We start from the raw sequence: 21,537 nt of genomic DNA, 5'->3' as shown, positions 1-21,537 counted from the left end.
CATCCCGTGACGCTCCGCGTCACCCTTGCGCAAGACTCAAGCCGGATGTCGGCAGCGGAACGCAGAGCGTCCCCGGCGGCATTCCCACGCGGAGCGTGGGAACGATCACGACCATCACCACGCGCAAGCGTTGAGCAAACAGGTCGGCCCGTAGGCCGCCTCGTTTTGCTTTGGCGGTGCACGCCCCCTCGAGAGGCCGAACGTCAGGGGCAAGAGCCCTTGGTTACTTGGGGCTTTTCCAAGTGACCCGCCGTCAGGGCGGAACCAATAGCCGCCGTCACCCCAAAAACGGATATGTACCCAACCCCAACCCCAACTCCAAAACGATCTGAAGTAAACCGCATCACACGATTGGACATACTTAGCCCGGATCAGTTTTTTCGGTTCTCCAGGTTATACGCCGCTGTTGAAAGGGCTTAATACCTATCGCGCAGCAGCCACCTGCCATCATTGAGGCGCTTTACCCGCCGCAGAGGCTGATTTTTCCTCTACAAGTTTGTACGCCACGTAGTACTTGTAGATGTTGCCGACGTAATCCACCGTTTCCCGGCCCACCACTTGCGCCGCGGACTGCTCGACATTGCCAAACCAGATGTTCTTGTCCAGCCCGGATTATTCGGCCAGCGCCCGAAACTTGCGCAGGTTGCCGGGCCCGGCGTTATAGGCGGCGAAGGTCATCAGGGTTTTGTTCAGCCAGGCTTCGAGGCCCTTGCCCAACTCATAGCTGAGGCCACGCTGGCGACCGCGATCGAGTTCGAAAAAGGTTTTGCTGTACGGCACCAGGACCCGCACCAGCCGGCGTTGACGCATGCCTTCGAAGTCACCGACCCAGTCTTCGGGCACCGGCAATACCAGGCTTTGCACTTCGGCTTCTTCGGCCGGTGTGAGTTCAGGGGCGGGCAGCTCGGGAAGGGTCGTGGCGAAGGATGTGCTGAGGCAGCAAAGAAACAGGTAAACAACCAGAGGCTGAAAAGCACAACGGCGAATGTTCATGTTGGCTTACCGAAGGCAGGGAATCAGGTCTAGATGAGTATGGGTTCAATCACGTTTTTTTCACGCCAGCGATAGCGAAGGGAAGGTCGGTTGCATGGAGGTCAACGCACCCTGAATCCAGGAAAAACCGGCAGCCCCGAAAGGCTGCCGCTGCATTGCTAGTTAGGGATTGGAAGGATAATGCCTTCTTTCTCCAGGTCTTCGCGCACCGACTGGAATTTCTGGTACTTGGACAATTCGATAGGACCGTCATAGCTCATGCTTTGCAGTTTACGCGGAGGATACTGAGCATAGGTTTTCATCAGCTTCGCAATCGCTGTGCTGATAGGAACCATCGTCCAGGTATGCTCGGTGAAGTTGTTCATGAAAATGTCGTAGCGTTCCTGCGGGTCCTGAAGCAAGTCGAAGACTTGCGGCACGGTGGCCACGTACTTGGTGGGACCCTTCCAGCCCTGGTTGGTGTCAACGGCCAGGCCGCCTGTCGAGGCACCATCGTCGCCGCGCAGGTTGAAAACCGCCTTGTAGTTGCCAACCCGGGCGGCGCCTGGCGATAACTCGTTTTCGGTGAAGTAGAACCATTCCTTGCGTGGGTCCGGGCCGGTTCCGAGGAGCACGGGTGTCATGTCGTAACTGTCGAAGATGATGGGTTTACCTTCGCGGTCTTTATCCGGCAGTTTGATCCCGGCCACGGAAGCGAATGTTGCCATCAGGTCGAGACCGCCAATGATGTCGTGGTTTTTGGTGTTGGGTTTTATTTTGCCTGGCCAGGCCATGATTGCCGGCACTCGGTTGCCACCTTCACGCACGGTGCCTTTGGTGCCACGGAACGGCGTGTAGCCCGCATCCGGGTAAACGTCCTGCCACGCGCCGTTGTCGGTGGTGTAGACCACCAGGGTGTTTTTATCCATTCCCAGCGCTTTCAGCTTGTCCATGATGCGCCCGATGCGGGTATCGAGTTCAACGATGGAGTCGGCGTATTTGGACTTGGATATCGACTTGTGAATAAACTCAGGTGCCGGCATGTTCGGCTGGTGCACCTTCATGAAGTTGACGTTGATAAAAAATGGTTTGTTGGATTTTGACGCGGTGTCGAGAAACTCCATCGTGGCTTTTTCGACATAGTTGTCGAAGAACGGAATACCGACCACACCGGGTTTGCCATCAATCACCGGCGTGTCCACGTACTGTCCGTTGATCTTAAATTCTTCGACCGGCTTTTCACCGGCTTTGGCCGACAGAGCGCCCCGCGTTACTTTGGTGAACATCGCCCGGGTTTCATCGTCCATGTCCGGAAACCAAGTAGGGTCCGCGTAGGTGTAGGCGTTCAGGTGATACAGGCCGACGTATTTCATCACGTCGTAACCTTGAGCATTGGGCAGTGCGTAATCGTCTTCACCCAAGTGCCACTTGCCGGTGAAGTAGGTGTCGTAACCTCCGGTCTTGAGGACGGAGGCCAGTGTCCATTCCGCTGCTGGCAAGCCACCCCCCTGACCCTGGAAGGCAACGGTGGTCATGCCGCTGCGGTTGGGGATGCGCCCGGTTTGCATCGCAGCCCGGCCTGGTGTGCAACTGGGTTGAGCATAAAACGAGTAAAACGTCGTGCCTTCAGCGGCCAGTTCATCGATGCTCGGCGTCGGCATGCCTCGGCCAACACCACCACCATATGGACCCAGGTCGCCATAGCCGGTGTCATCGGAGACGATAAAAAGGATATTGGGTTTTTCTGTTTGTGCCGCGTGGGCAACGCCGTTGAGCGCGATCAGTAATGAACACGCGACGAAAAAACGAGTTCGGTGAGAGAGCCTTTTCATAGCTGGTTTCCTTTCTCGACGTTGATCCTTGCCACTCTTTAATAACAGTCTGAGTGCTAGACAAGAATCTGAGAGTCCCCCAACTTCTAGCCCGAAAAGTGTTGGAAAGCTGCGAGTGTCTGCAAAGAATTCCCACTACTATTCGAGGCTAATGAGCAAGCCTAGTAGGGTTTTTTGAAGTGACAGGCCTTAGCTAGCGCTTTACGCGGCCATTCGTCGGCGAATGCTCAGAGGTGCACTTCGACCGCCAGCGGCAAATGGTCCGACAAATGCGTCCAGGGCTTGCTGCCAAGAATGCGCGGATTATGGCTACTTGCGTTGCGCAGGTAGATCCGGTCCAGGCGCAGCAGGGGGAACCGCGCCGGATAGGTTTTCGCCGGTCGACCATTGTGGCGTTCGAACGCTTCGTGCAGGTAATCGCGACGGGCGAGGGCGGTGTTGCCGTGCAACTGCCAGTCGTTGAAGTCGCCGGCAATGATCACCGGCGCGTCGTCGGGCAGGGATTCGAGCAGTTGGCAGAGCAGTTGGAGCTGTAACTGGCGATGGCTTTCCAGCAGGCTCAGATGAACGCAGATGGCATGCACTTCGGCGTGCCCCGGCACATCGAGGATGCAGTGCAACAACCCGCGACGTTCGGGGCCGGTGATCGAGACATCGAGGTTGCGATGTTCGCGGATCGGGTATTTGGACAGCAACGCGTTGCCGTGATGCCCGTTGGGGTAAACGGCGTTGCGCCCATAGGCGAAATCGCTCCACATGCTGTCGGCCAGGAACTCGTATTGCGAAGTCTGTGGCCAGTCGTTGTAGCGGGACGAATGGCGCTCGTGTTCACCGACCACTTCCTGCAGGAACACCAGGTCCGCCGAGGTACTGCGCACGGCTTCACGCAGTTCGGGCAGGATGAAACGGCGGTTGAGGGCGGTAAATCCTTTGTGGGTGTTGACCGTCAGCACCCTCAATCGATGAATCGCCGGGGGCGTGTTCAAGGACTCGGATTTGACGGCGCGCTGCTCGGAATCGCTGGTCACGGTCACTCCTCTGAATCTGGGCTGCATCTCTATGCGACTGATGCAGCGCCAGGCAGTTCAGTTTGAGCGACACCCGAACTAATGTGGGAGCGAGCCTGCTCGTGATGAGGCCGTCAGCTTCAACATCTCTGTTGGCTGTCAGTCCGCCATCGCGAGCAGGCTCGCTCCCACAGTGGGGCAGTGGGGCAGTGGTGAATGGGGAATCGGGTCAGACGAAGACGATTTCGTAAGGCAAGCGCATGCGTTCAAGAATCACCCGGGGCAGCAGCGGCGCAATGCCAAGGGCGGGTTCGCCGCCGAGCTGACTGGCGTAGGCATGGGTGGCGTGGCTTTTGCGCGCGACGGTCCAGGTGTCGAGGCGCACTTTGCGGGCCCGGTGCCACGGCATCAGTCCTTGATCGCGACTTGGCCAGTGCCAGGCCCAGACCGGTACTTCGTTGAACGTCGCGCCGACCATGCTTGCCGCATTGGCGCTGGCGCGGCCGACGGCATCATGGTCACTGGTGCCGTCTTCGCGCCAGGTGCTGAACACCGCGTCACCGGGACGCAGATAACGGGCGATGAACTGGGTCAGTTGAGTCTCCCGCTCGGCCAGGGCGTTATCGGTGAAGCCGCCGCGAATCCATTTCAGGCTGTGCATCGGCAAGCCGAGGCGGCGCAAGGCTTCGACGCTTTCCTGGCCGCGAAACACGCTCAGGCGCTTCTCCGACCATTGTTGCGAACCGGGGTGGCTGGCGCTGCCGTCGGTGATGGAGATCAATTGCAGGGGGTGTCCAAGGGTGGACAACAGTTGTAGCAGGCCGCCGCACATGACCACTTCATCGCCGGGGTGCGGCGCGATGACAACGGCGCGTGCGCCGGCGGGAATCAGGGTCTGGGTGTTGATGACGGGGATGTTGTCCAGTTGCAGGGCACTGTTCCAGATCTGTCCTGGCAGGCTGCTTTCGATGATGGAAACGGATTTCATCGGGCTACGTCCTTGTTCTGTTTAAAAACGATGTGCCGCGCTCCATACCCTGGATTGCCGCGCAGTGAGTATTGCTCAAGTCGCGCTATTCGTCGCCTCGCTGTTTCATCCGAGGCCGATTTTTTTTAATCGGCTTGTACCAGATCTCGCAAATAATCACCGAAACCACCGCGGGCACGACTGTCCAGGCGCGCGCTGGTGAGCACTTGCGGGCGGTGACTCCAGGCAATATTGGCGCCGCAGCGTTCAAGTTGTCGCACCAGTTGCACATCTTCGTCGCACGCCAGCGGCTCGAATCCGCCGGCACGCTGATAGGCTTCGGCGCTGATGCCCAGGTTAGCGCCGTGAATGTGCCGATGGCCGTCGCGGGCCTGATAGTGCTGGTGATAGCGAATCTGTGCCGACTCATCGAACGACTCGTGCCACGCCTCGACCGTCACCGTGCCACAGACCGCGTCGACATCCAGCGCCAGTTGCGCCACCAGCCAGTCATGGGCGACACGGCTGTCGGCGTCGGAGCAGGAAATCCAGCGCGCACCACGTTGGAGCAAAAAATGCGCCCCAGCGGCACGGGCCTGACCGACATTGCGCGCCTCGATTGCCAGACAGTGCACCGGAAAACCACGGACGATCTCGGATGAGCGGTCAGTGCAACTGTCGAGCACCACCAGTATCTCGACGGTTTCTCCGTCCAGACGTTCGTGTTGCGCGGCGAGCAGCGCCGCTTGCAGACAGTCTTCGAGCAAATCTTCTTCGTTATGTGCCGGGATCAGAATGCCAATCATCGCAAGCCCTCCAGCGCCGCCACAGAACGAGGTTCGCGACTCCAGAGTTCGAGCAGGAAATCCGCTTCCTGGTGCAGGACCAGGCGCGGCAAATGCAGATGTTCGTGGAGCATGTCATGGACTTGCCGCGCATTGAGCGGGCAGCCGTCGATAGGCGGACGCCAGTGGCAGGCCAGGAGCTGGCCGTCAGCGGTCAATGATTGTTCGGCCTGGACGATCAGCTTTTTCAGGTCCCCGGCGTCGAGGTAATAGCCGATTTCGCTGATCACGATCAGGTCGAATTTTTCGTTTGGCCAATCCTCGGGCAATCGGCTTTGGCGAACCTCTGCGTGGTCGAACGGCCCGAGCCGCGTACGGGCGAGCGCTACGGCCGCCGCGGCCGTGTCGCAGCACAACAAGCGATCGCAGCGACTGGCCAGTTCAAAGCTCAGCTCGGCGTTGGCACAGCCGGGCTCGAAGATCGCGCGGTAGCGGGGGCGAGGCAGGGCGGCGAGGGTGATGGCGCGTTTGCGTTGTTCATACCAGCGTTGACGGAATGACCACGGATCATCGTTGCCGGCAAACAAACCGTCGAAATAACGATCCTCGACGCTCATAGAAACACCACTTCGAACGGTTGCAGCAGTCGCTCCAGCACAAAAGGCGCCAGCACCGGCGGCAAGCCGATGTGCGGGTCGCCTTCCAGTTGGCTGGCGAAGGCCTGGATGGCGTGGCGCTTGCGGGCGACCAGCGCCGGGTCGAGGAGGATTTTGCGTGCACGCTGCCACGGTACGAAGCTGTCTTCGGGGGTGGCCCAATGCCAGGTCCACACGGGCAATTCATGCAGGGTCGCACCGACGCGCGTTGCCGCTGCGGCGCTGGCGCGGCCCACCGCCTCATGGTCACAATGACCGTCTTCGCGCCAGGTGGTAAAGACCACATCGTTGGGCCGCAGATGCCGTTCGATGAACGCGCTCAGCTCGGCTTCGCGGTCGGCCACATGGCTGTCAGTGAAGCCTGCGCGCAACCATTTCAGGTTGTGAAGTGGCAGGCCTAGGCGGCGCAACGCTTCGGCTGATTCCTGCGGCCGGACCGCGCTCAGTCGCTCCACCGGCCAGCGCTGTGAGCCAGGGTGACTGGCGCTGCCATCGGTGACGGAGATCAGTTGCAAGGGGCGACCCGCAGCGGCGAGCAATTGCAGCAATCCACCGCAGCCGAGCACTTCGTCATCCGGGTGCGGAGCGATGATGACGGCACGGGCGCCTTCGGGCACCAGGTCGAGAATGTCGATCACCGGCAGTTGCGCCAAGTGATGGGAGGTTTGCCATAAATGCAGGGGCGTGCCCTGGCCGACAATGGGGTTTGCTTTCATAACGTCCATGTTCCGTTGAGGACCTGTTTGCCCAGCGCGGCGAGATCTCTCTCCGCGTGGCTTTGACGCAGGAACACCGGTAAATCAGCGATCAGTCGCGCGAACTGTCGGTCCTTGCAATACGGTCCGGCGCCCAAGGCGTGACCGACGTGCTGGATGACCTGTTCGACCGCGTGCTCCACCACTGCGCGAACGCGCCGGGCGAGCATTTCAGCGTCGTCCAGTGGCGCGGCGTCGATGGCCAGCGCGCTGACCCGCAACACCTCGGCTGCAGCGTGCAGCGCGCTGTCGACTGCACCTAGGTGGGCGAGGGCATGGGGTTCTTCATGTTGAGCACATTGCGTTCGCAGGCGTTCGGCGAGGCTCTGTGCCGCACCGTACCAGCAGGCGGCGATGCCGATGCCGCCGTGCCAGAAACCGGGTCGTTGCAGGTAGTCGCCGGGGTTGCCGATGGCTTGCGCCTCGGCACCGTCGAACGTCACCTCGACGCTGCCGGTGGCGCCCATGCCGACCGCTTGCCAGCCCTCATCGGTGACGGTCACACCGGGTTGATCCAGTGCCACCGCAACCAATTGCTGGCGATCTTGCTCATCCCAGGCGGTGAGCAGCGCATGACTCAACACGGCCGCACCTGAACACCAGGCCTTGCGCCCGTTCAGCGCCACCATCTGGCCCTGAGGGCTGACCCGAACCTTTGCTTGCGGCGGTTCGGCGGCCCACATGCCCCACGTGCTGCCCGGCGTTGGCGAGCCACCGAGTTGCTGGATGATCGCCAGCGCATCGGTATGGCCTTCGTACAATTTGCACAGCCCCAAATCATGGGCGCCAACCTCGGCCAGGCGCTGCAACCGCTCCAGCGTCCTGCCGCTACCCGGCAGCGGGAGCTGATCGAGACGGGCCTCGACCAGCGCCCGCAAGCACCGGCCTAACGCCCGAGTATCGGCGTAGTCCGGTGGCTGGCGACTGAGAAACGCCTGTAGGTCCATTTCACTCTTCTTCCTCATGCTGCAATTCGAACAACAGCAGCGAACGGCCGGTGACGGAATATTCGGCACCGAAATCGAAGCGTTCCTGGCCGCGAATCGACGGTTGGTTGGTGTCAATCATGCAGGTCCAGTGACCGCCATCAGGCACTTGCGGCAAGGTGAAGTTGACGATGTCGTGGTGCGCATTGACCACCAGCAACAGGGTGGCATCACCGCCCTTGCGGCGGATGCCGGTTTCCTGGGCGCGACCGTCAAGCAGCATGCCGAGGCATTTGCCGTGGGCTTCTTCCCATTGTTCGGAGGACATTTCACTGCCATCCGGCGCGAGCCAGGTGACGTCCTTGACGCCGATGTCCTCGTTGTAATTGCCCACCAGGAAGCGTCCGCGACGCAGGATCGGATACGCCAGGCGCAGCTTGATCAGGCGTTTGACGAACTTGAGCAAGGCCTTGCCGTCTTCGCTCAGGTCCCAATTGACCCAGCCGATTTCACTGTCCTGGCAATACGCGTTGTTGTTGCCTCCCTGGGTCCGGGCAAATTCGTCACCGGCCACCAGCATTGGCGTGCCTTGGGACAGCAGCAACGTGGCGAAGAAATTGCGCATCTGCCGCTGGCGCAGTTCGTTGATCTCGGGATCGTCGGTCGGGCCTTCGACGCCGTGGTTCCAGGACAGGTTGTTGTTGCTGCCGTCCTGGTTGTTTTCGTCGTTGGCTTCGTTGTGCTTGTCGTTGTACGACACGAGGTCATTGAGGGTGAATCCGTCGTGCGCCGTGATGAAGTTCATCGATGCATACGGGCGACGGCCACGCTGGTTGAACATTTCGCCGGAGGCGGTCATGCGGCTGGCGAAGTCGGCCAGTTGACCCTCATCGCCTTTCCAGAAGGCACGCACGGTGTCGCGGAATTTGTCGTTCCACTCGACCCAGCCCGGTGGAAAGCCACCGACCTGATAACCGCCGGGACCGCAATCCCACGGCTCGGCAATCATTTTCACCTGACGCAAGACCGGGTCCTGACGACAGGCGACGAGGAAGCTGTGACGTTCGTCGAAGCCCTCGTGGTAACGGCCGAGGATGGTTGCCAGGTCGAAGCGGAAACCGTCCACGTGCATTTCCGTGGCCCAGTAGCGCAGGGAGTCGGTGACCATTTGCAACACGCACGGGTGGCTCAGGTCCAGGGTGTTGCCGGTGCCGGAGTCGTTGATGTAGTAGCGTTTGTCGTCCGGCATCAAGCGATAGTACGAGGCGTTGTCGATGCCGCGCATGGACAAGGTCGGGCCTTGCTCGTTGCCCTCGGCGGTGTGGTTGTAGACCACGTCGAGAATCACTTCCAGATTGGCTTCGTGCAGGTGCGCGACCATCTCCTTGAACTCGGCGATCTTGCCGCTGGCCAGGTAGCGTGGGTCCGGGGCGAAGAACGCGATGCTGTTGTAGCCCCAGTAATTGGTCATGCCTTTGTGCAGCAGGTGCTGGTCGTTGACGAAGGCGTGAATTGGCAGCAATTCCACCGATGAAACGCCGAGCTTGCGAATGTGTTCCAGCACGTCATCGACCATCAGCCCGCCGAAGGTGCCACGCAGGTTCTCGGGGACGGAAGGGTGACGCATGCTGATGCCGCGCACATGGGTCTCATAGATGATCGTCTTGTCCCACGGCACGCTGACGCGCTGGTCATTGCCCCAGGTGTGAGCCGGGTCGATCACCTTGCACTTGGGCACGAACGGCGCACTGTCGCGTTCATCGAAGCTGAGGTCGGCGTCGGGGTGGCCGATGGTGTAGCCGAACAAGGCTTCGGACCATTTCAATTCGCCAACCAGCTGCTTGGCGTACGGGTCGATCAGCAGTTTGTTGTGGTTGAAGCGATGACCGTTGGCCGGGTCATAGGCACCATAGACGCGGTAGCCATAGATCAAGCCAGGATGGGCGTCGGGCAAGTAACCGTGATAGATCTCGTCAGTGTATTCAGGCAGTTCAATACGCTCGAGTTCTACCTCGCCAGCATCGTCGAAGATGCACAGCTCGACCTTGGTCGCGTTGGCGGAAAACAAGGCAAAGTTGACCCCCAGACCGTCCCAGGTTGCGCCGAGTGGGAAGGGCAGGCCTTCACGAATTCGCGAGGCCTCGACGTGAGGTTCTGGCGCGGCTTTTTTTGGACTGGACATACATGCTCCTGCAAATAGGGGTGACGCAAACGGTGTGGTGTCCACCGGCCCTCCGTAGGAGCTGTCGAGTGAAACGAGGCTGCGATCTTTGAATGTTGCTTTGAAAGATCAAGATCAAAAGATCGCAGCCTCGTTGCACTCGACAGCTCCTACAGGGAACGGGGTGTTCCGGTTTTTTATGGGCGAGTGCGCCCACTGTGGCGAGGGGGCTCGCCACGAGGTCAATCAATTCAGTATCGGGGAGCGTCAGACCGCAGGCGGTTTACGCGTCGTCTTAGGCTTTTTGTCAGCAGCTTTTTCGCCCGGCGGAATCACTTTCGAGGCAGCGGCGGGTTTGGCTTTGGCCTTCGGTTCCGCAGGGGCCTTGCCATTGGCGCTTTTGGCCGCTGGGGACTTGGTGCCCGCCGTTTTGCTGCCAGCGGCCTTCGGCGACTTGCTCGGCGCCAAGGCTTCTGCTTCAGCCAGCTTGCGAGCCATTTCCCAATGCCGGGCTTCCTGGCCTTCGGGTTTTCCTTCCGACTCCCAAATCTGATAGGCAAATTCGCGAATGCGTTTTTCTTCGGTACTCATCGCAATACTCCTGAACTGAACTCAAGCTTGGGTAAACGTTTGAATAAAGAGATTGACCGGGAAATCCCCCAGCGCGGCGCTGATGTTCAGCTCCTTGTGGTGTGTGACTGCGGTGCTGGAAAAAAGTCCCTTCAAATTTTCGTCAGACGTGGCGAACGGTAATTTGACCCGCGTATCGCCCCAGCGCAGCGCTTCAACCTGAGGTTCTGCACTGTTTTCCAGCAACGCGGCGCAACGTATCGGGACGATCACGATGGCGCGTTTTCCCTCATGTTCTCGAGCAAAGGCCAACACCCGGTGAGCCTGGCTGCCGACGACCTCAAGGGCTTGATACGTCCCTCGCTGGAACAGCTCGGCATGTTCGGCTCGCAGGTTCAACGTTTGGGCGATCAAGGATTGCTTGATGCGCCCGTCACGCCAGCGGGTCAGCAGATCGGGCAGATTCATGGACGCCTGCATGGCCTGTTGGCGGCTGGCGTAATCCACTGGCCGGCGGTTGTCCGGATCGACCAGCGAGAAGTCCCAGTACTCGTTGCCCTGATACAGGTCAGGCACCCCTGGCACGGTCATTCGCAGCAAGGTTTGCGCCAAACCATTGAGGGCGCCGGGGACGGCGATGGTCTTCGCTGCCTTGCCCAGTGCTGCGCGCAGCAGTTGACCATCGGGGTGCACCAACAGGCGTTGCAGAAATTGCTGGGCGGCTTGTTCGTAAGCCTCGTTCGGCGCACTCCAGCTGCTTTGCAACTTGGCTTCGCGCAAGGCTTTTTGTTGCCACTGCCACACACGCTGAGCGTAGTCCTCGAGCGCCGATTGATCGTCGTCGCGCAGGTCCAGCGGCCAACTGCCGAGGATGGCCTGGTAGAGAATCAACTCATCGCCTGCCGACGGCATTTGCTCATCGTCACGCAAGGGGCGGGCGAGGGTTCGCCAGAGCGGAACCTGCTCGGCGTACCAGGCGCTGCGTTCGCTCAGCACCGCAAGCCGCGCCCGGGTGTCTTCGCCGCGCTTGTGGTCGTGGGTCGCGGTCGCCAGCAGGTTGTCTGGAAATTCGGCGAGACGGTTGGCACAGACAGCATGAAAATCTGCAACGGGGGCGCTGAACTGCTCGGTGCTGAAGCCCACGTCATTGCGCGACAGCAGAACCGCCGAGCGATAGAACGCGGTGTCTTCCACGGCCTTGGCGGCGGCGGGTGAGGTCAATTGCTGGAAACGCACGCAGGCATGCTTGAGCATCTTGCGCGGGCGGCCCATCGGCCGGTTGCGCCACGGTTCACCGCCGAGCCATCTGGCCAGGCATTCAAGCACCGGCCAATCGGCTTCGCTGAGGGCTTGCCGGGCACCTTCCATGGCCTGCTGGAAAAACACATCGTCTTCGCCAGAGCGACCGCGCGCACTGATGTAGGTGCGGTACACCGGGAAATGCACGATCAGTTCCTGCAACGCCCGGCGGATCGCACCGAGGGTCAAGTCGCGGGTCATCAGGTCATCGCGGGCCACTTGCAACAACGCCTGGGCAACGCTTTCGAAATCCCCGGCGAGCGAGCCGTTAAGGATTTGCTGGCGTGCCAGCTGCGCTTCCTGGCGGAAGTCGGCGGGCCGTTCACTGTAGAGATTCCACAGATTGCCCAGGTTCTCGGCGCCTTGCGGGTCATGCTGCAGCAGCGACAACTGGTTCATGAATTCATAACCGGTGGTGCCGTCCACCGACCAGTCACGGTGCAGGGTTTCGCCTTCACCGAGGATCTTCTCGACGAAGATCGGCAGGTGCCGGTCAGGCGACAGGGTATCAACCCGACGCCGCAGTTTGCGGCAATAGCCGCGCGGATCGGCGAGGCCGTCGATGTGGTCGATGCGCAGACCGTCGACCAGGCCTTGCGCCACCAGCTCGAAGATTTTTGCATGCGTCGCTTCGAACACCGCCGGCCGCTCGACCCGCAGACCGCCCAGTTCGTTGATATCGAAAAAGCGCCGCCAGTTGATGTCATCGGCGGCCGTGCGCCAGCTCGCCAGACGATAGCTCTGGCGTTCAAGCAGGTGGTGAAGGCGCTGGAAACCCTCGGGTGTCAACGAGTCGAATTGGCCGAGATTGTCCTGGATGCACTGGAGGATCGCGGGGTTGCTGGCGAGCTCGCGCAATTCGGCTTTCAGCGGTATCGCCAGGCCATAAGCGTCCGTCTGGTAGCTCAAGGCACTGAAGCGGTCCGCAAGAAACTTCAGCGCTTCGTCGTCGGTTTTGAGCATTTCGCCATAACTGGACGGACAGATCGGGAAGTGATGCTCGTAGTGCTCGACATAAAAGGCACCGCGTTGCGCATCGAAGCGCAAGGGCAGGGTGCCGTCCTGCAAGGCGACGCCGTAATCGCTGCCGAGGAAGGGCAGCAGCAACTGGCCTTCCATCAACGGGTCGGGCGAGTGCCATTGAATGTCGAAGAACTCGCCGTAAGGGCTCAGGCGTCCCCATTCCAGCAAGTCCAGCCACCAGGGATTGTCACTGCCGCCGACGGCCATGTGGTTGGAGACGATGTCGAGGATCAGCCCCATCTTGTGCTCGCGCAAGGCAGCCACCAGACGGTGCAACGCTGCTTCGCCGCCCAGTTCGGGGTTGACGGTGGTGGGGTCCACCACGTCGTAGCCATGCATGGAACCGGCACGGGCCGCGAGCAGCGGCGAGGCGTAGAGATGGCTGATGCCCAGGCTGGCAAAGTACGGGACCAGCGGGACGGCCTGGTCCAGTGTGAAACCTTTATGAAATTGCAGCCGCAGGGTCGCCCGTAGCGGTTGGAGGTCCGAATGAATCATTGGTCACGCTCGCCGGCCTGAAGTCGCGCGCAGGCGAGTAATTCCAGGCGCCGGGCGGCGTCCGGGTCATCCAGCAACGCCTCGCTGGCACCGGGCAGTCGCCGTGACCAGTTGGGATGCGTGTCGATGGTGCCGGGCAGGTTGGCCTGTTGTTCGACGCCCAAGGCATCTTCCAGCGGCAACAAGACCAGTGGCGCCCGGGTATGACCGAGGAAACGGATGGCTGCGTCGAGCACCTGATCGGTTTCATGGGATTCTTCGCGAAAGTTTTGCGGGTCCTCGCTCAACGCACGGCGCAGGCCTTCACGCTCGCGCTCACGGTGTTGGCGCCATTCGATTTCACCCGTGGCGTCGACCAGGCCCAGTCGGGCGTTCCAGTCGATGTCGCGGCCATGCCACCAGCCATTGAGCGTCGGCAGGTCGTGGGTGCTGGTGGTCGCCAAGGCATTGTCCGGCCAGTCCAGTATCGGCTTGAAGTGCGTGTTGTCCTGTTCAAACAACAGCACACGCATGCCGAGGATCGAACGGGCAATGAGTTTTTCCCGCAGGCCTTCCGCCACGGTCCCGAGGTCTTCGCCCAGCACAATCGCCTGATGGCGATGGGATTCCAGGGCAAGCAACCGCAGCAGGTCGTCTACCGGGTAATAAAGGTAGGCGCCGTCGGCTGGCGGTGAGCCGTTGGGGATCACCCAAAGCCGTTGCAGGCCCATGACGTGATCGATGCGCAAACCGCCGGCGTGGGCAAAGTTGGCGCGCAGCATTTCGATGAATGCGCGAAAGCCGTTACGCACCAGACCTTCTGGGGAAAATGCCGAAATGCCCCAGCCCTGGCCAGCGCGATTAAGGATGTCGGGCGGCGCACCGACCGTCAGCGAGGCAAGCAGTTCGTCCTGGCGACTCCAGGCCTGACTGCCACCGCCATCGGCCCCTACCGCCAAATCGGCGATCAGCCCAATGCTCATGCCTGCGCCGCGGGAGGCGGTTTGCGCGCGCTCCAGGCAGCGGGCGATCAGCCATTGGCAAAAGGCGAAGAAGCCGATGCGTCCGGCGTTCTCTTCGGCAAAGTCGGCGAGGGCGGCGCTACGCGGGTTGCGCCATTGCTCCGGCCACTCGCGCCAGTCGAGGCTTTCGCCCTTGGCCAGGCGCGCTTCCTGAATGGCTTCGAAGCGGCAGTGATTTTCCAGGGCTTCACCGCCGGCGTGGCGGAAACTGCTGAAGTCGGCGTGCAGCGGGTGTTCGCCTTGCACAAACCCTTCGTACAGGGCTTGCAGCAAGCGGTGCTTGGCGGCGGCAGCCACGGGCCAGTTGATCAGCGCCTGTTCTTCCAGCTGTTGCAGCTCGCCGGCCAGGCCGGTGGCATCAATCGCGGCGCGCCATGCGCGTTCGCCGAGAATAGCGCCCGGGGCGGCGTACAAGCTGTTGAGGAACAAGCGGCTGGACGGCGAATACGGGCTGTAACGGTGAGAGTCGCTGCCGAACATGGCGTGCAATGGGCTGATCGCCAAGGCTTCGGCGCCTCGTTCACCGGCGACCCGCGCGAGGTCTTCCAGTGCCTGGGTATCACCGAAACCGCCATCACCGGGACGACGCAGTGAATACAGCTGGACGCTGAGGCCCCATGTGCGCGGGATCGGAGTGTCGACCGCATCGCCGACGCTGTAGCAGCGCTCGGGTGCTACCGCCAGGGTGAACGACTGTCCATCGATGCTGACATGCTGATAGCCGACCGGGATCAGCCCCGGCAGTACTGCTTGTGCATCGAGCTTGAGGTTCAGCCGGGAGCCGTCTTCAAGGTGGACTTCACAAGGGGTTTCGGGCTCGAAGTAATGCGCCAGGTCGAGGCCGACACCGACATCGGATGTAAGCAGCGGCGGCAGGTGCCGTGTCTGTTGTACTTCTTGCAGTTGCAACAGGCTGGCGTCGATTTCCTGGGCGCTGCTGGCTGGGTGGCCGAGGCCGGTCAGGACGGCGCGGAGCACCGCCGGGGCGACTTTTTGCGGGCGACCGTTGGCATCGATCCAGTCAACGGCAAGGCCTGCACGGCCGGCCAGTATTTCAAGTTGCGCGTCGCTCATTGGCGCTCTCCATCAGAGGGTAGCAAAGGGGCTGCAGCGGTGAGGCTGACTAGCGCGCAATACGGGGCAAGCGTGCCCTGGTCCAACAGGTCGGCAGACTGCGGCGGGTATTCGAACAGCAACGCACCGCTGACCTGTGGGGTGTGGACCACAGGCGTGTTGCTGAGGTTCAGGTCAATACGCAGCTCACTGCCATCGCCCAGACGCCAGCGTGCGCTGACCGCGCCTTTGGCCAATACATCGGCCCCCAGGGCTTGGGCCCCGGGCAGGCGCGGGATGATGTGCTGGTGGCGCAAGTGCAACAGCCGGCGATACAGCGCATACACCGACGATTGCTCATTCGTCGACAGCGTCGGCCGCGATGCTTCAAACGTCTGGGGCGCGTTCGGGTCGGGAATCTGCTCGCGCTTGTGCGGGTCGGCAAAGGCGCTGAAGGCGGCAAACTCATTGCGTCGACCTTCGCGCACCAATTCCGCCAGTTCACCGTGATGGCTGGTGAAGAACAGGAACGGCTCCTCGGCGGCGAATTCATCGCCCATGAACATCAGCGGGATCATCGGCGACAGCAGCAGCAACACGGTGGCCGCTTTCAATGCGTCAGGCGGGGCCAGCTGATGCAGGCGCTCACCGAACGCGCGGTTGCCGATCTGGTCGTGATTTTGCAGAAACAGCACGAACGCGCTGGGTGGCAAGTGGCCGCTGGGCTCGCCCCTAGGCGTGCCGTGGCGAGTCATGTGGCCCTGAAACACGAACCCCTGACTCAAGCATCGCGCCAGTTGTTCGGTGGGTTGTTCGGCATAGTCGGCGTAGTAGGCGTCGGTTTCGCCGGTCAGCAGCACGTGCAGGGCATTGTGGCCGTCGTCGTTCCACTGCGCATCGAACCCTTCCTCCAGCAGGCTGGCCTGGTTGTGCTCGTTCTCGACCATGAGCCAGACATTTCGCACCGGGTCGGTCTGCTGACGCACCCGTTGGGCCAGTTCCTGGAGAAAGTCCGGGCTCTCGATGGCGTGCACGGCGTCCAGGCGCAGACCGTCGAAGCGGTACTCCAGCAGCCACATCAGCGCGTTGTCGATGAAGAAGTCACGGACCTCGCGCCGTCGGAAGTCGATCGCCGCGCCCCACGGGGTGTGCTTGTCTTCGCGAAAGAAGCCTTTGGCGTAGTGATGCAGGTAATTACCATCGGGGCCGAAGTGGTTGTAGACCACGTCGAGAATCACCGCCAGGCCCAGGCCGTGCGCGGTGTCGATCAAGTGCTTGAGTTGTTCCGGGGAACCGTAGGAGGCCTGGGGCGCATAGGGCAGCACCCCGTCATAACCCCAGTTCCGTTCACCGGGGAACTGCGCCAGCGGCATCAGTTCGATCGCGGTGATGCCCATCTCGATCAGTCGCGCCAGGTGCTCCTCGACGCCACTGAAGCCGCCGAGCGTGCCGACGTGCAGTTCGTAGATGACGGCCTCGTTCCAGGGGCGGCCTGTCCAGGCACTGTTTTGCCATTGATAGGCGAGGGGATCGACGACCACGCTGTGGCCGCCGATATCACCCGCCTGCGCGCGGGAGGCCGGGTCCGGCACCTCCAGCTCGCCATCAATGTTGTAACGGTAACGCGTACCCGCGGGGCAGCGAGTGTTGATCACGAACCAGCCATCGGCCTGAGGCAGTAGCGGCAAGGATTGTCCATCTTCCAGTTCGACACTGACATAAAACGCATCTGGCGCCCACAAGGCAAAACGCGTGTGTTCTGCGTCCAGCATAATTGCGCCGTGGGGCCAGGTCTCAAGGGTCCGTAACGGCATCTTTGAAAGCCTCTTTTACTGTTTCCCCGATTTTCCCAGGGCTTTGGCGACAAGTTGTTCGTAGAGCTCAGCGTAGGGTTCGACGGCTTTGCACCAGTTGAAAGGCGCGGCCATGGCGCGGCAACGCATGGCATTGAGCAGGCCCGGGAATGCAAATACCTTGAACGCGCGGCTCAGGGCTTCCTGGTAACTCTCGACCGTGGATTCGTCGAACAGGAAACCGGTCACGCCGTTCTCGATGGTGTCGGCCAGGCCGCCGGTATTGCGTGCGACTGGCAACGAACCGAAGCGCTGGGCGTACATCTGGCTCAGGCCGCAAGGCTCGTAACGCGACGGCATCAACAGGAAATCGCTGCCGGCGAACATGCGCCGGGCGTCGGTTTCATTGAAGCCAATGCGCACGCCGATCTGCCCCGGGAAGCGCAGGGCCAGCTCACGCATGGCTTGCTCTTCTTCCGGCTCGCCCCGGCCGATGATCGCGATCTGGCCACCGTTGTTGACGATGTATTCGGAGACCGCTTCGGTCAGGTCCAGGCCTTTCTGATAGACCAAGCGCGACACCACGGCAAACAGCGGGCCTTCGGACTCTTCCAGACCGAACAAGTCACGCACGTGGGCGGCGTTGACGGCTTTGCCTTCCCAATCACCGATGGTGAACGGGCAGAACAGGTGCGGGTCGGTGGCGGCGTCCCAGCTTTCATCGATGCCGTTGGGAATGCCACTGAGCAAACCTTGCTGGGTCTTGGCGGCCAGAAAACCGTCGAGGCCGCAGCCAAAGGCTGGCGTGGTGATTTCCTGGGCGTAAGTGGCACTGACCGTGGTGATGTGGCTCGAGTAGGCCATGCCGGCCTTGAGGAACGACATCTTGCCGTAGAACTCCATGCCTTCCTGTTGCAAGGCGTGCATGGGAATACCGAGTTCAGGGCACGAGCCAAGGCTGGTGACGCCTTGGTACGCCAGGTTATGGATGGTGAATAACGTCGGGGTGCGCTGTCCACGCCAGTGCATATAAGCAGGGGCGAGACCGGCAGGCCAGTCATGGGCATGCACCAGGTCCGGGCACCAGTGAATTTGTGCAAGGTTGGCAGCGATATCGGCGGCGGCAAGGCCCAGGCGGGCGAAACGAATATGGTTGTCCGGCCAATCGCGGCCGTTGTTGGCGCCGTAAGGCGAACCTTCGCGCTCGTAGAGTTCAGGGCAGATCAACACGTAAATGACCAGGCCGTCCGGCATGTCCATGCGGCCGATCTTGCAGGGCGGCAATGCAGCGTGCCCACCCAGTTCCCCAATGATGTGGATCGGATTCTCGCTGTGCAGCACTTGCGGATAGCCCGGGATCAGCACCCGCACATCGTGCAGTTGAGCCATGGCCCGTGGCAATGCGGCGGACACGTCACCCAACCCACCGGTTTTTACCAGGTCGGCAATCTCGGAGGTGACGAATAACACTTTCTTTCTATTCGGATTCTGACTGGCAGCCGGTGTCAGCGTTTTGGTCCCTGGTACGCTGACCGATTGAGCGCTCGGAGCAACCACGGCGCTCGATTCGCCGACCTGCTGATGAGCACGCTCTCCCTGAATATCTAAAGCCGCACTAATCATATGAATCTCCCGTGTTGTTGATCTAATTCTTAGGTCTGGCACAAACGGTGTCGTGGCCTAATCCTGTGGCCGGGCGCAAACGCGCGACGCATAGGTGAGCAAGTGCTGCCCAATGCGTTGAAGCAAAATGGGTGGAGGGGCCGTTGCAAGGAATGCACCAGTCGCTTTTGCCCTACCTTTAACCTGACCCATGGTCACGACCGAAAGTTTCGAGTTTCTTACCGCCAGATGACCGACCGGTTTTACCTCGCGAAAATGAGTCTAGGCCAGATCCTAGAGCGGGGCAGGTCATGTGGTGAAATTGTTCGACAATTGGTTGGAAGAGGGTAAAGGCACACGGCTTTCATGGGGAAACGCACCGACGAAGTGCAGGTTTATTTTTTATAGTGAGTCAAAACGGGACTGGGGAGTCACCGAAATGGGCGGGTTTGGCGGGGCGGCGCACCATTTAGGTGCGGTCGGAACGGGGGATTGGTATAGGTTTCAAGGCCCATCGCGGGCAAGCCCGCTCCCACAGGTGACCGCATTCTTACAGTAGGAACGCGATTCGTGTGGGAGCGGGCTTGCCCGCGAAGAACGATGACTCGGTATCAGATCAGTAATCGAATCGGTTCTCCCGCCGACCAGGCCTGAATGTCCTCGATCATCTGCGAAAAGAACTGATGATAGTTCTGCTGGCTGACATAGCCGACATGCGGCGTCGCCAGGACATTTTCCAGCGTGCGGAACGGATGATTCACGGGCAACGGTTCCACATCGAACACGTCCAGCGCAGCTCCGGCGAGCCGGTTTTTCTGCAGCGCCTTGATCAGCGCGGCCTCATCGACAATCGGCCCGCGGGCGGTGTTGACCAGCAGCGCCGAAGGTTTCATCCAGCCCAGCGCCTGGGCATCGACCAGTCCCCGGCTGCGCTCGCTGAGCACCAGATGCACCGACAGCACATCGGCTTGCTCGAACAATTCCTGCTTGCTGACATAGGTCACGCCCGCTTCTGCGGCGCGTTCGGGCGTGAGGTTTTCGCTCCAGGCAATCACCCGCATGCCGAACACCTGGCCGAACTGGGCGACGCGTTTACCGATGCTGCCAAGGCCAAGGATGGCCAGGGTCTTGCCGTGCAGGTCGCCGCCCAGGCCTTGCTGCCATTTGCCGGCGCGCAAGGCATTGGCTTCAACCACCAGATTGCGGGTCGCGGCCATGATCAACGCCCAGGTCAGTTCCGGCGCCGCGTGTTTGTAGCTGTCGGTGCCGCAGATTTGAATGCCGAGTTCGGCAGCGGCTTTGAGGTCCAGCGCGGCATTGCGCATGCCGCCAGTGACCAGCAGTTTGAGCTTGGGCAGTTGGCGCAGCAGGTCAGCATCGAATCGGGTGCGCTCGCGCATCACGCAGATCACCTCGAATGCGCCCAGGCGCTTTGCCAGGGTTTCGTTGTCGGCCGGGTAGTCGTGAACAAAGCTGACCTCGCCGATGCTGTCCAGCGCGGACCAGTCGACCACGTCACGGGCCACGTCCTGCCAATCATCGATCACCGCTATCTGCACTGCCATCAGCCTTGCCTCCTCAACGAACGGGATTGGTTTTGTTCAGCCAGTCGAGCAGCGCCTGGTGGAACTTCGCCGGCTCTTCCATTTGCGGCGCGTGGCCCAGGCCAGGGAATTCGACCAGTGTCGACTGTGGAATCAGCTTCGCCACTTGCTTGCCAAGAATGTCGTAGTGACCGAGCTTCGCCTTGACCTCCGGTGACGCGATATCGCTGCCGATGGCCGTGGTGTCGGACGTGCCGATCAGCAACAGCGTGGGCATCTTCAAGTCCTTGAACTCGTAATACACCGGCTGAGTGAAGATCATGTCGTAGATCAGCGCCGAGTTCCACGCCACTTGCGTGTGCCCCGGGCCCTTGTTCAGGCCGGCGAGCATGTCGACCCAGCGATCGAATTCGGGCTTCCAGCGACCGCCGTAATAGGTGTTGCGTTCATAGGCGCGGATGCCGTCGGCGCTGAGTTTGAGCTCGCGTTCATACCATTGATCGACGCTGCGATACGGCACGCCAAGGGCTTTCCAGTCTTCCAGGCCAATGGGATTGACCAGCGCCAGTTGCTCGACTTGATCGGGGTATTGCAGCGCATACCGTGTGGCGAGCATGCCGCCGGTGGAATGCCCCAGCACGCTGGCCTTCTGGATGCCCAGGGCCTTGAGCAGTTGCTGGGTATTGGTCGCCAGTTGCTGAAACGTGTACTGGTAATGATCCGGCTTGCTGGACGTACAGAAGCCGATCTGGTCCGGCGCAATCACCCGGTAACCGGCTTCGCTCAATGCTTTTATTGAACTGTCCCAAGTGGCGCCGCAGAAGTTTTTGCCGTGCATCAACACCACGCTGCGTCCGTTGGGCTTGCCGTGGGCGGCGACGTCCATGTAACCCATTTGCAGGGATTGACCCTGGGACTTGAAGTCGAAATGTTTGACCGTGTAGGGGTAGGCGAACCCTTGCAGTTGTGGCCCGTATTCCGGGCCTTCGGCGTGGGCCAGGACAGGCAAGGCCGCCATCAGGAACAGGCCGGGCAGCCAGCGGGAGAGGGCAAGTGACATGGATGAACTCCGTAGAAAACCCGCCGATGCTGG

16 protein-coding genes are annotated in these 21,537 nt (G+C 60.9%); all 16 read right to left on the bottom strand.

Annotated elements, in window-relative coordinates:
- Nucleotides 1-612 precede the first annotated feature (612 nt).
- Entirely contained in the window at nt 613-993 is a 381-nt protein-coding gene (locus ACM6I0_RS11800; RefSeq protein ID WP_414922321.1) for a hypothetical protein, read from the bottom strand.
- A gap of 158 nt (nt 994-1,151) precedes the next feature.
- Nucleotides 1,152-2,804: an arylsulfatase gene (locus ACM6I0_RS11795; protein WP_414922320.1), complete on the bottom strand. Its 1,653-nt coding sequence runs from the start codon at nt 2,802-2,804 to the stop codon at nt 1,152-1,154.
- 227 nt (nt 2,805-3,031) lie between these two features.
- Nucleotides 3,032-3,832, bottom strand: coding sequence for an endonuclease/exonuclease/phosphatase family protein (locus tag ACM6I0_RS11790; RefSeq protein ID WP_414922319.1), 801 nt, complete (start codon nt 3,830-3,832; stop codon nt 3,032-3,034).
- A 208-nt stretch (nt 3,833-4,040) separates the two neighbouring features.
- Nucleotides 4,041-4,799: a PIG-L deacetylase family protein gene (locus ACM6I0_RS11785; protein WP_285429888.1), complete on the bottom strand. Its 759-nt coding sequence runs from the start codon at nt 4,797-4,799 to the stop codon at nt 4,041-4,043.
- 125 nt (nt 4,800-4,924) lie between these two features.
- A complete protein-coding gene (locus tag ACM6I0_RS11780; protein WP_414922318.1) occupies nt 4,925-5,584 on the bottom strand; it encodes a glycosyltransferase in 660 nt (219 codons plus the stop codon).
- Nucleotides 5,581-6,180, bottom strand: a complete 600-nt coding sequence (locus ACM6I0_RS11775; RefSeq protein ID WP_414922317.1) for an SAM-dependent methyltransferase — start codon at nt 6,178-6,180, stop codon at nt 5,581-5,583. The genes ACM6I0_RS11780 and ACM6I0_RS11775 overlap by 4 nt, the downstream gene beginning before the upstream one ends.
- Nucleotides 6,177-6,935, bottom strand: coding sequence for a PIG-L deacetylase family protein (locus tag ACM6I0_RS11770; protein ID WP_414922316.1), 759 nt, complete (start codon nt 6,933-6,935; stop codon nt 6,177-6,179). The genes ACM6I0_RS11775 and ACM6I0_RS11770 overlap by 4 nt, the downstream gene beginning before the upstream one ends.
- Nucleotides 6,932-7,921: an acyl-CoA dehydrogenase family protein gene (locus ACM6I0_RS11765; RefSeq protein ID WP_414922547.1), complete on the bottom strand. Its 990-nt coding sequence runs from the start codon at nt 7,919-7,921 to the stop codon at nt 6,932-6,934. The genes ACM6I0_RS11770 and ACM6I0_RS11765 overlap by 4 nt, the downstream gene beginning before the upstream one ends.
- A 1-nt stretch (nt 7,922) precedes the next feature.
- Nucleotides 7,923-10,082, bottom strand: a complete 2,160-nt coding sequence (glgX, locus tag ACM6I0_RS11760; RefSeq protein WP_414922315.1) for a glycogen debranching protein GlgX — start codon at nt 10,080-10,082, stop codon at nt 7,923-7,925.
- Nucleotides 10,083-10,328: 246 nt separating this feature from the next.
- Complete coding sequence (locus ACM6I0_RS11755) at nt 10,329-10,652, bottom strand: DUF2934 domain-containing protein (RefSeq protein ID WP_414922314.1); 324 nt, start codon at nt 10,650-10,652, stop codon at nt 10,329-10,331.
- 21 nt (nt 10,653-10,673) lie between these two features.
- Nucleotides 10,674-13,451 (bottom strand): malto-oligosyltrehalose synthase, encoded by a 2,778-nt coding sequence (locus tag ACM6I0_RS11750; RefSeq protein WP_414922313.1) that lies wholly within the window; start codon nt 13,449-13,451, stop codon nt 10,674-10,676.
- On the bottom strand, nt 13,448-15,526 hold the full coding sequence (malQ, locus tag ACM6I0_RS11745) for a 4-alpha-glucanotransferase (RefSeq protein WP_414922312.1): 2,079 nt from the start codon (nt 15,524-15,526) through the stop codon (nt 13,448-13,450). The genes ACM6I0_RS11750 and malQ overlap by 4 nt, the downstream gene beginning before the upstream one ends.
- Nucleotides 15,523-17,319, bottom strand: coding sequence for a malto-oligosyltrehalose trehalohydrolase (gene treZ, locus ACM6I0_RS11740; RefSeq protein ID WP_414922311.1), 1,797 nt, complete (start codon nt 17,317-17,319; stop codon nt 15,523-15,525). The genes malQ and treZ overlap by 4 nt, the downstream gene beginning before the upstream one ends.
- A gap of 15 nt (nt 17,320-17,334) precedes the next feature.
- Complete coding sequence (glgA, locus tag ACM6I0_RS11735) at nt 17,335-18,921, bottom strand: glycogen synthase GlgA (protein ID WP_285429873.1); 1,587 nt, start codon at nt 18,919-18,921, stop codon at nt 17,335-17,337.
- Between the two features lie 590 nt (nt 18,922-19,511).
- A complete protein-coding gene (locus ACM6I0_RS11730) occupies nt 19,512-20,465 on the bottom strand; it encodes a D-2-hydroxyacid dehydrogenase family protein (protein ID WP_414922310.1) in 954 nt (317 codons plus the stop codon).
- A gap of 13 nt (nt 20,466-20,478) precedes the next feature.
- Entirely contained in the window at nt 20,479-21,504 is a 1,026-nt protein-coding gene (locus tag ACM6I0_RS11725; RefSeq protein ID WP_414922309.1) for an alpha/beta fold hydrolase, read from the bottom strand.
- Nucleotides 21,505-21,537: the final 33 nt, after the last annotated feature.

It is taken from the genome of Pseudomonas sp. IT-P294 (genome assembly GCF_949767865.1).
Taxonomy (GTDB): domain Bacteria; phylum Pseudomonadota; class Gammaproteobacteria; order Pseudomonadales; family Pseudomonadaceae; genus Aquipseudomonas.
The sequence above is the reverse complement of the archived record's forward strand: the minus strand, read 5'-3'. Positions and strand labels throughout refer to the sequence as shown.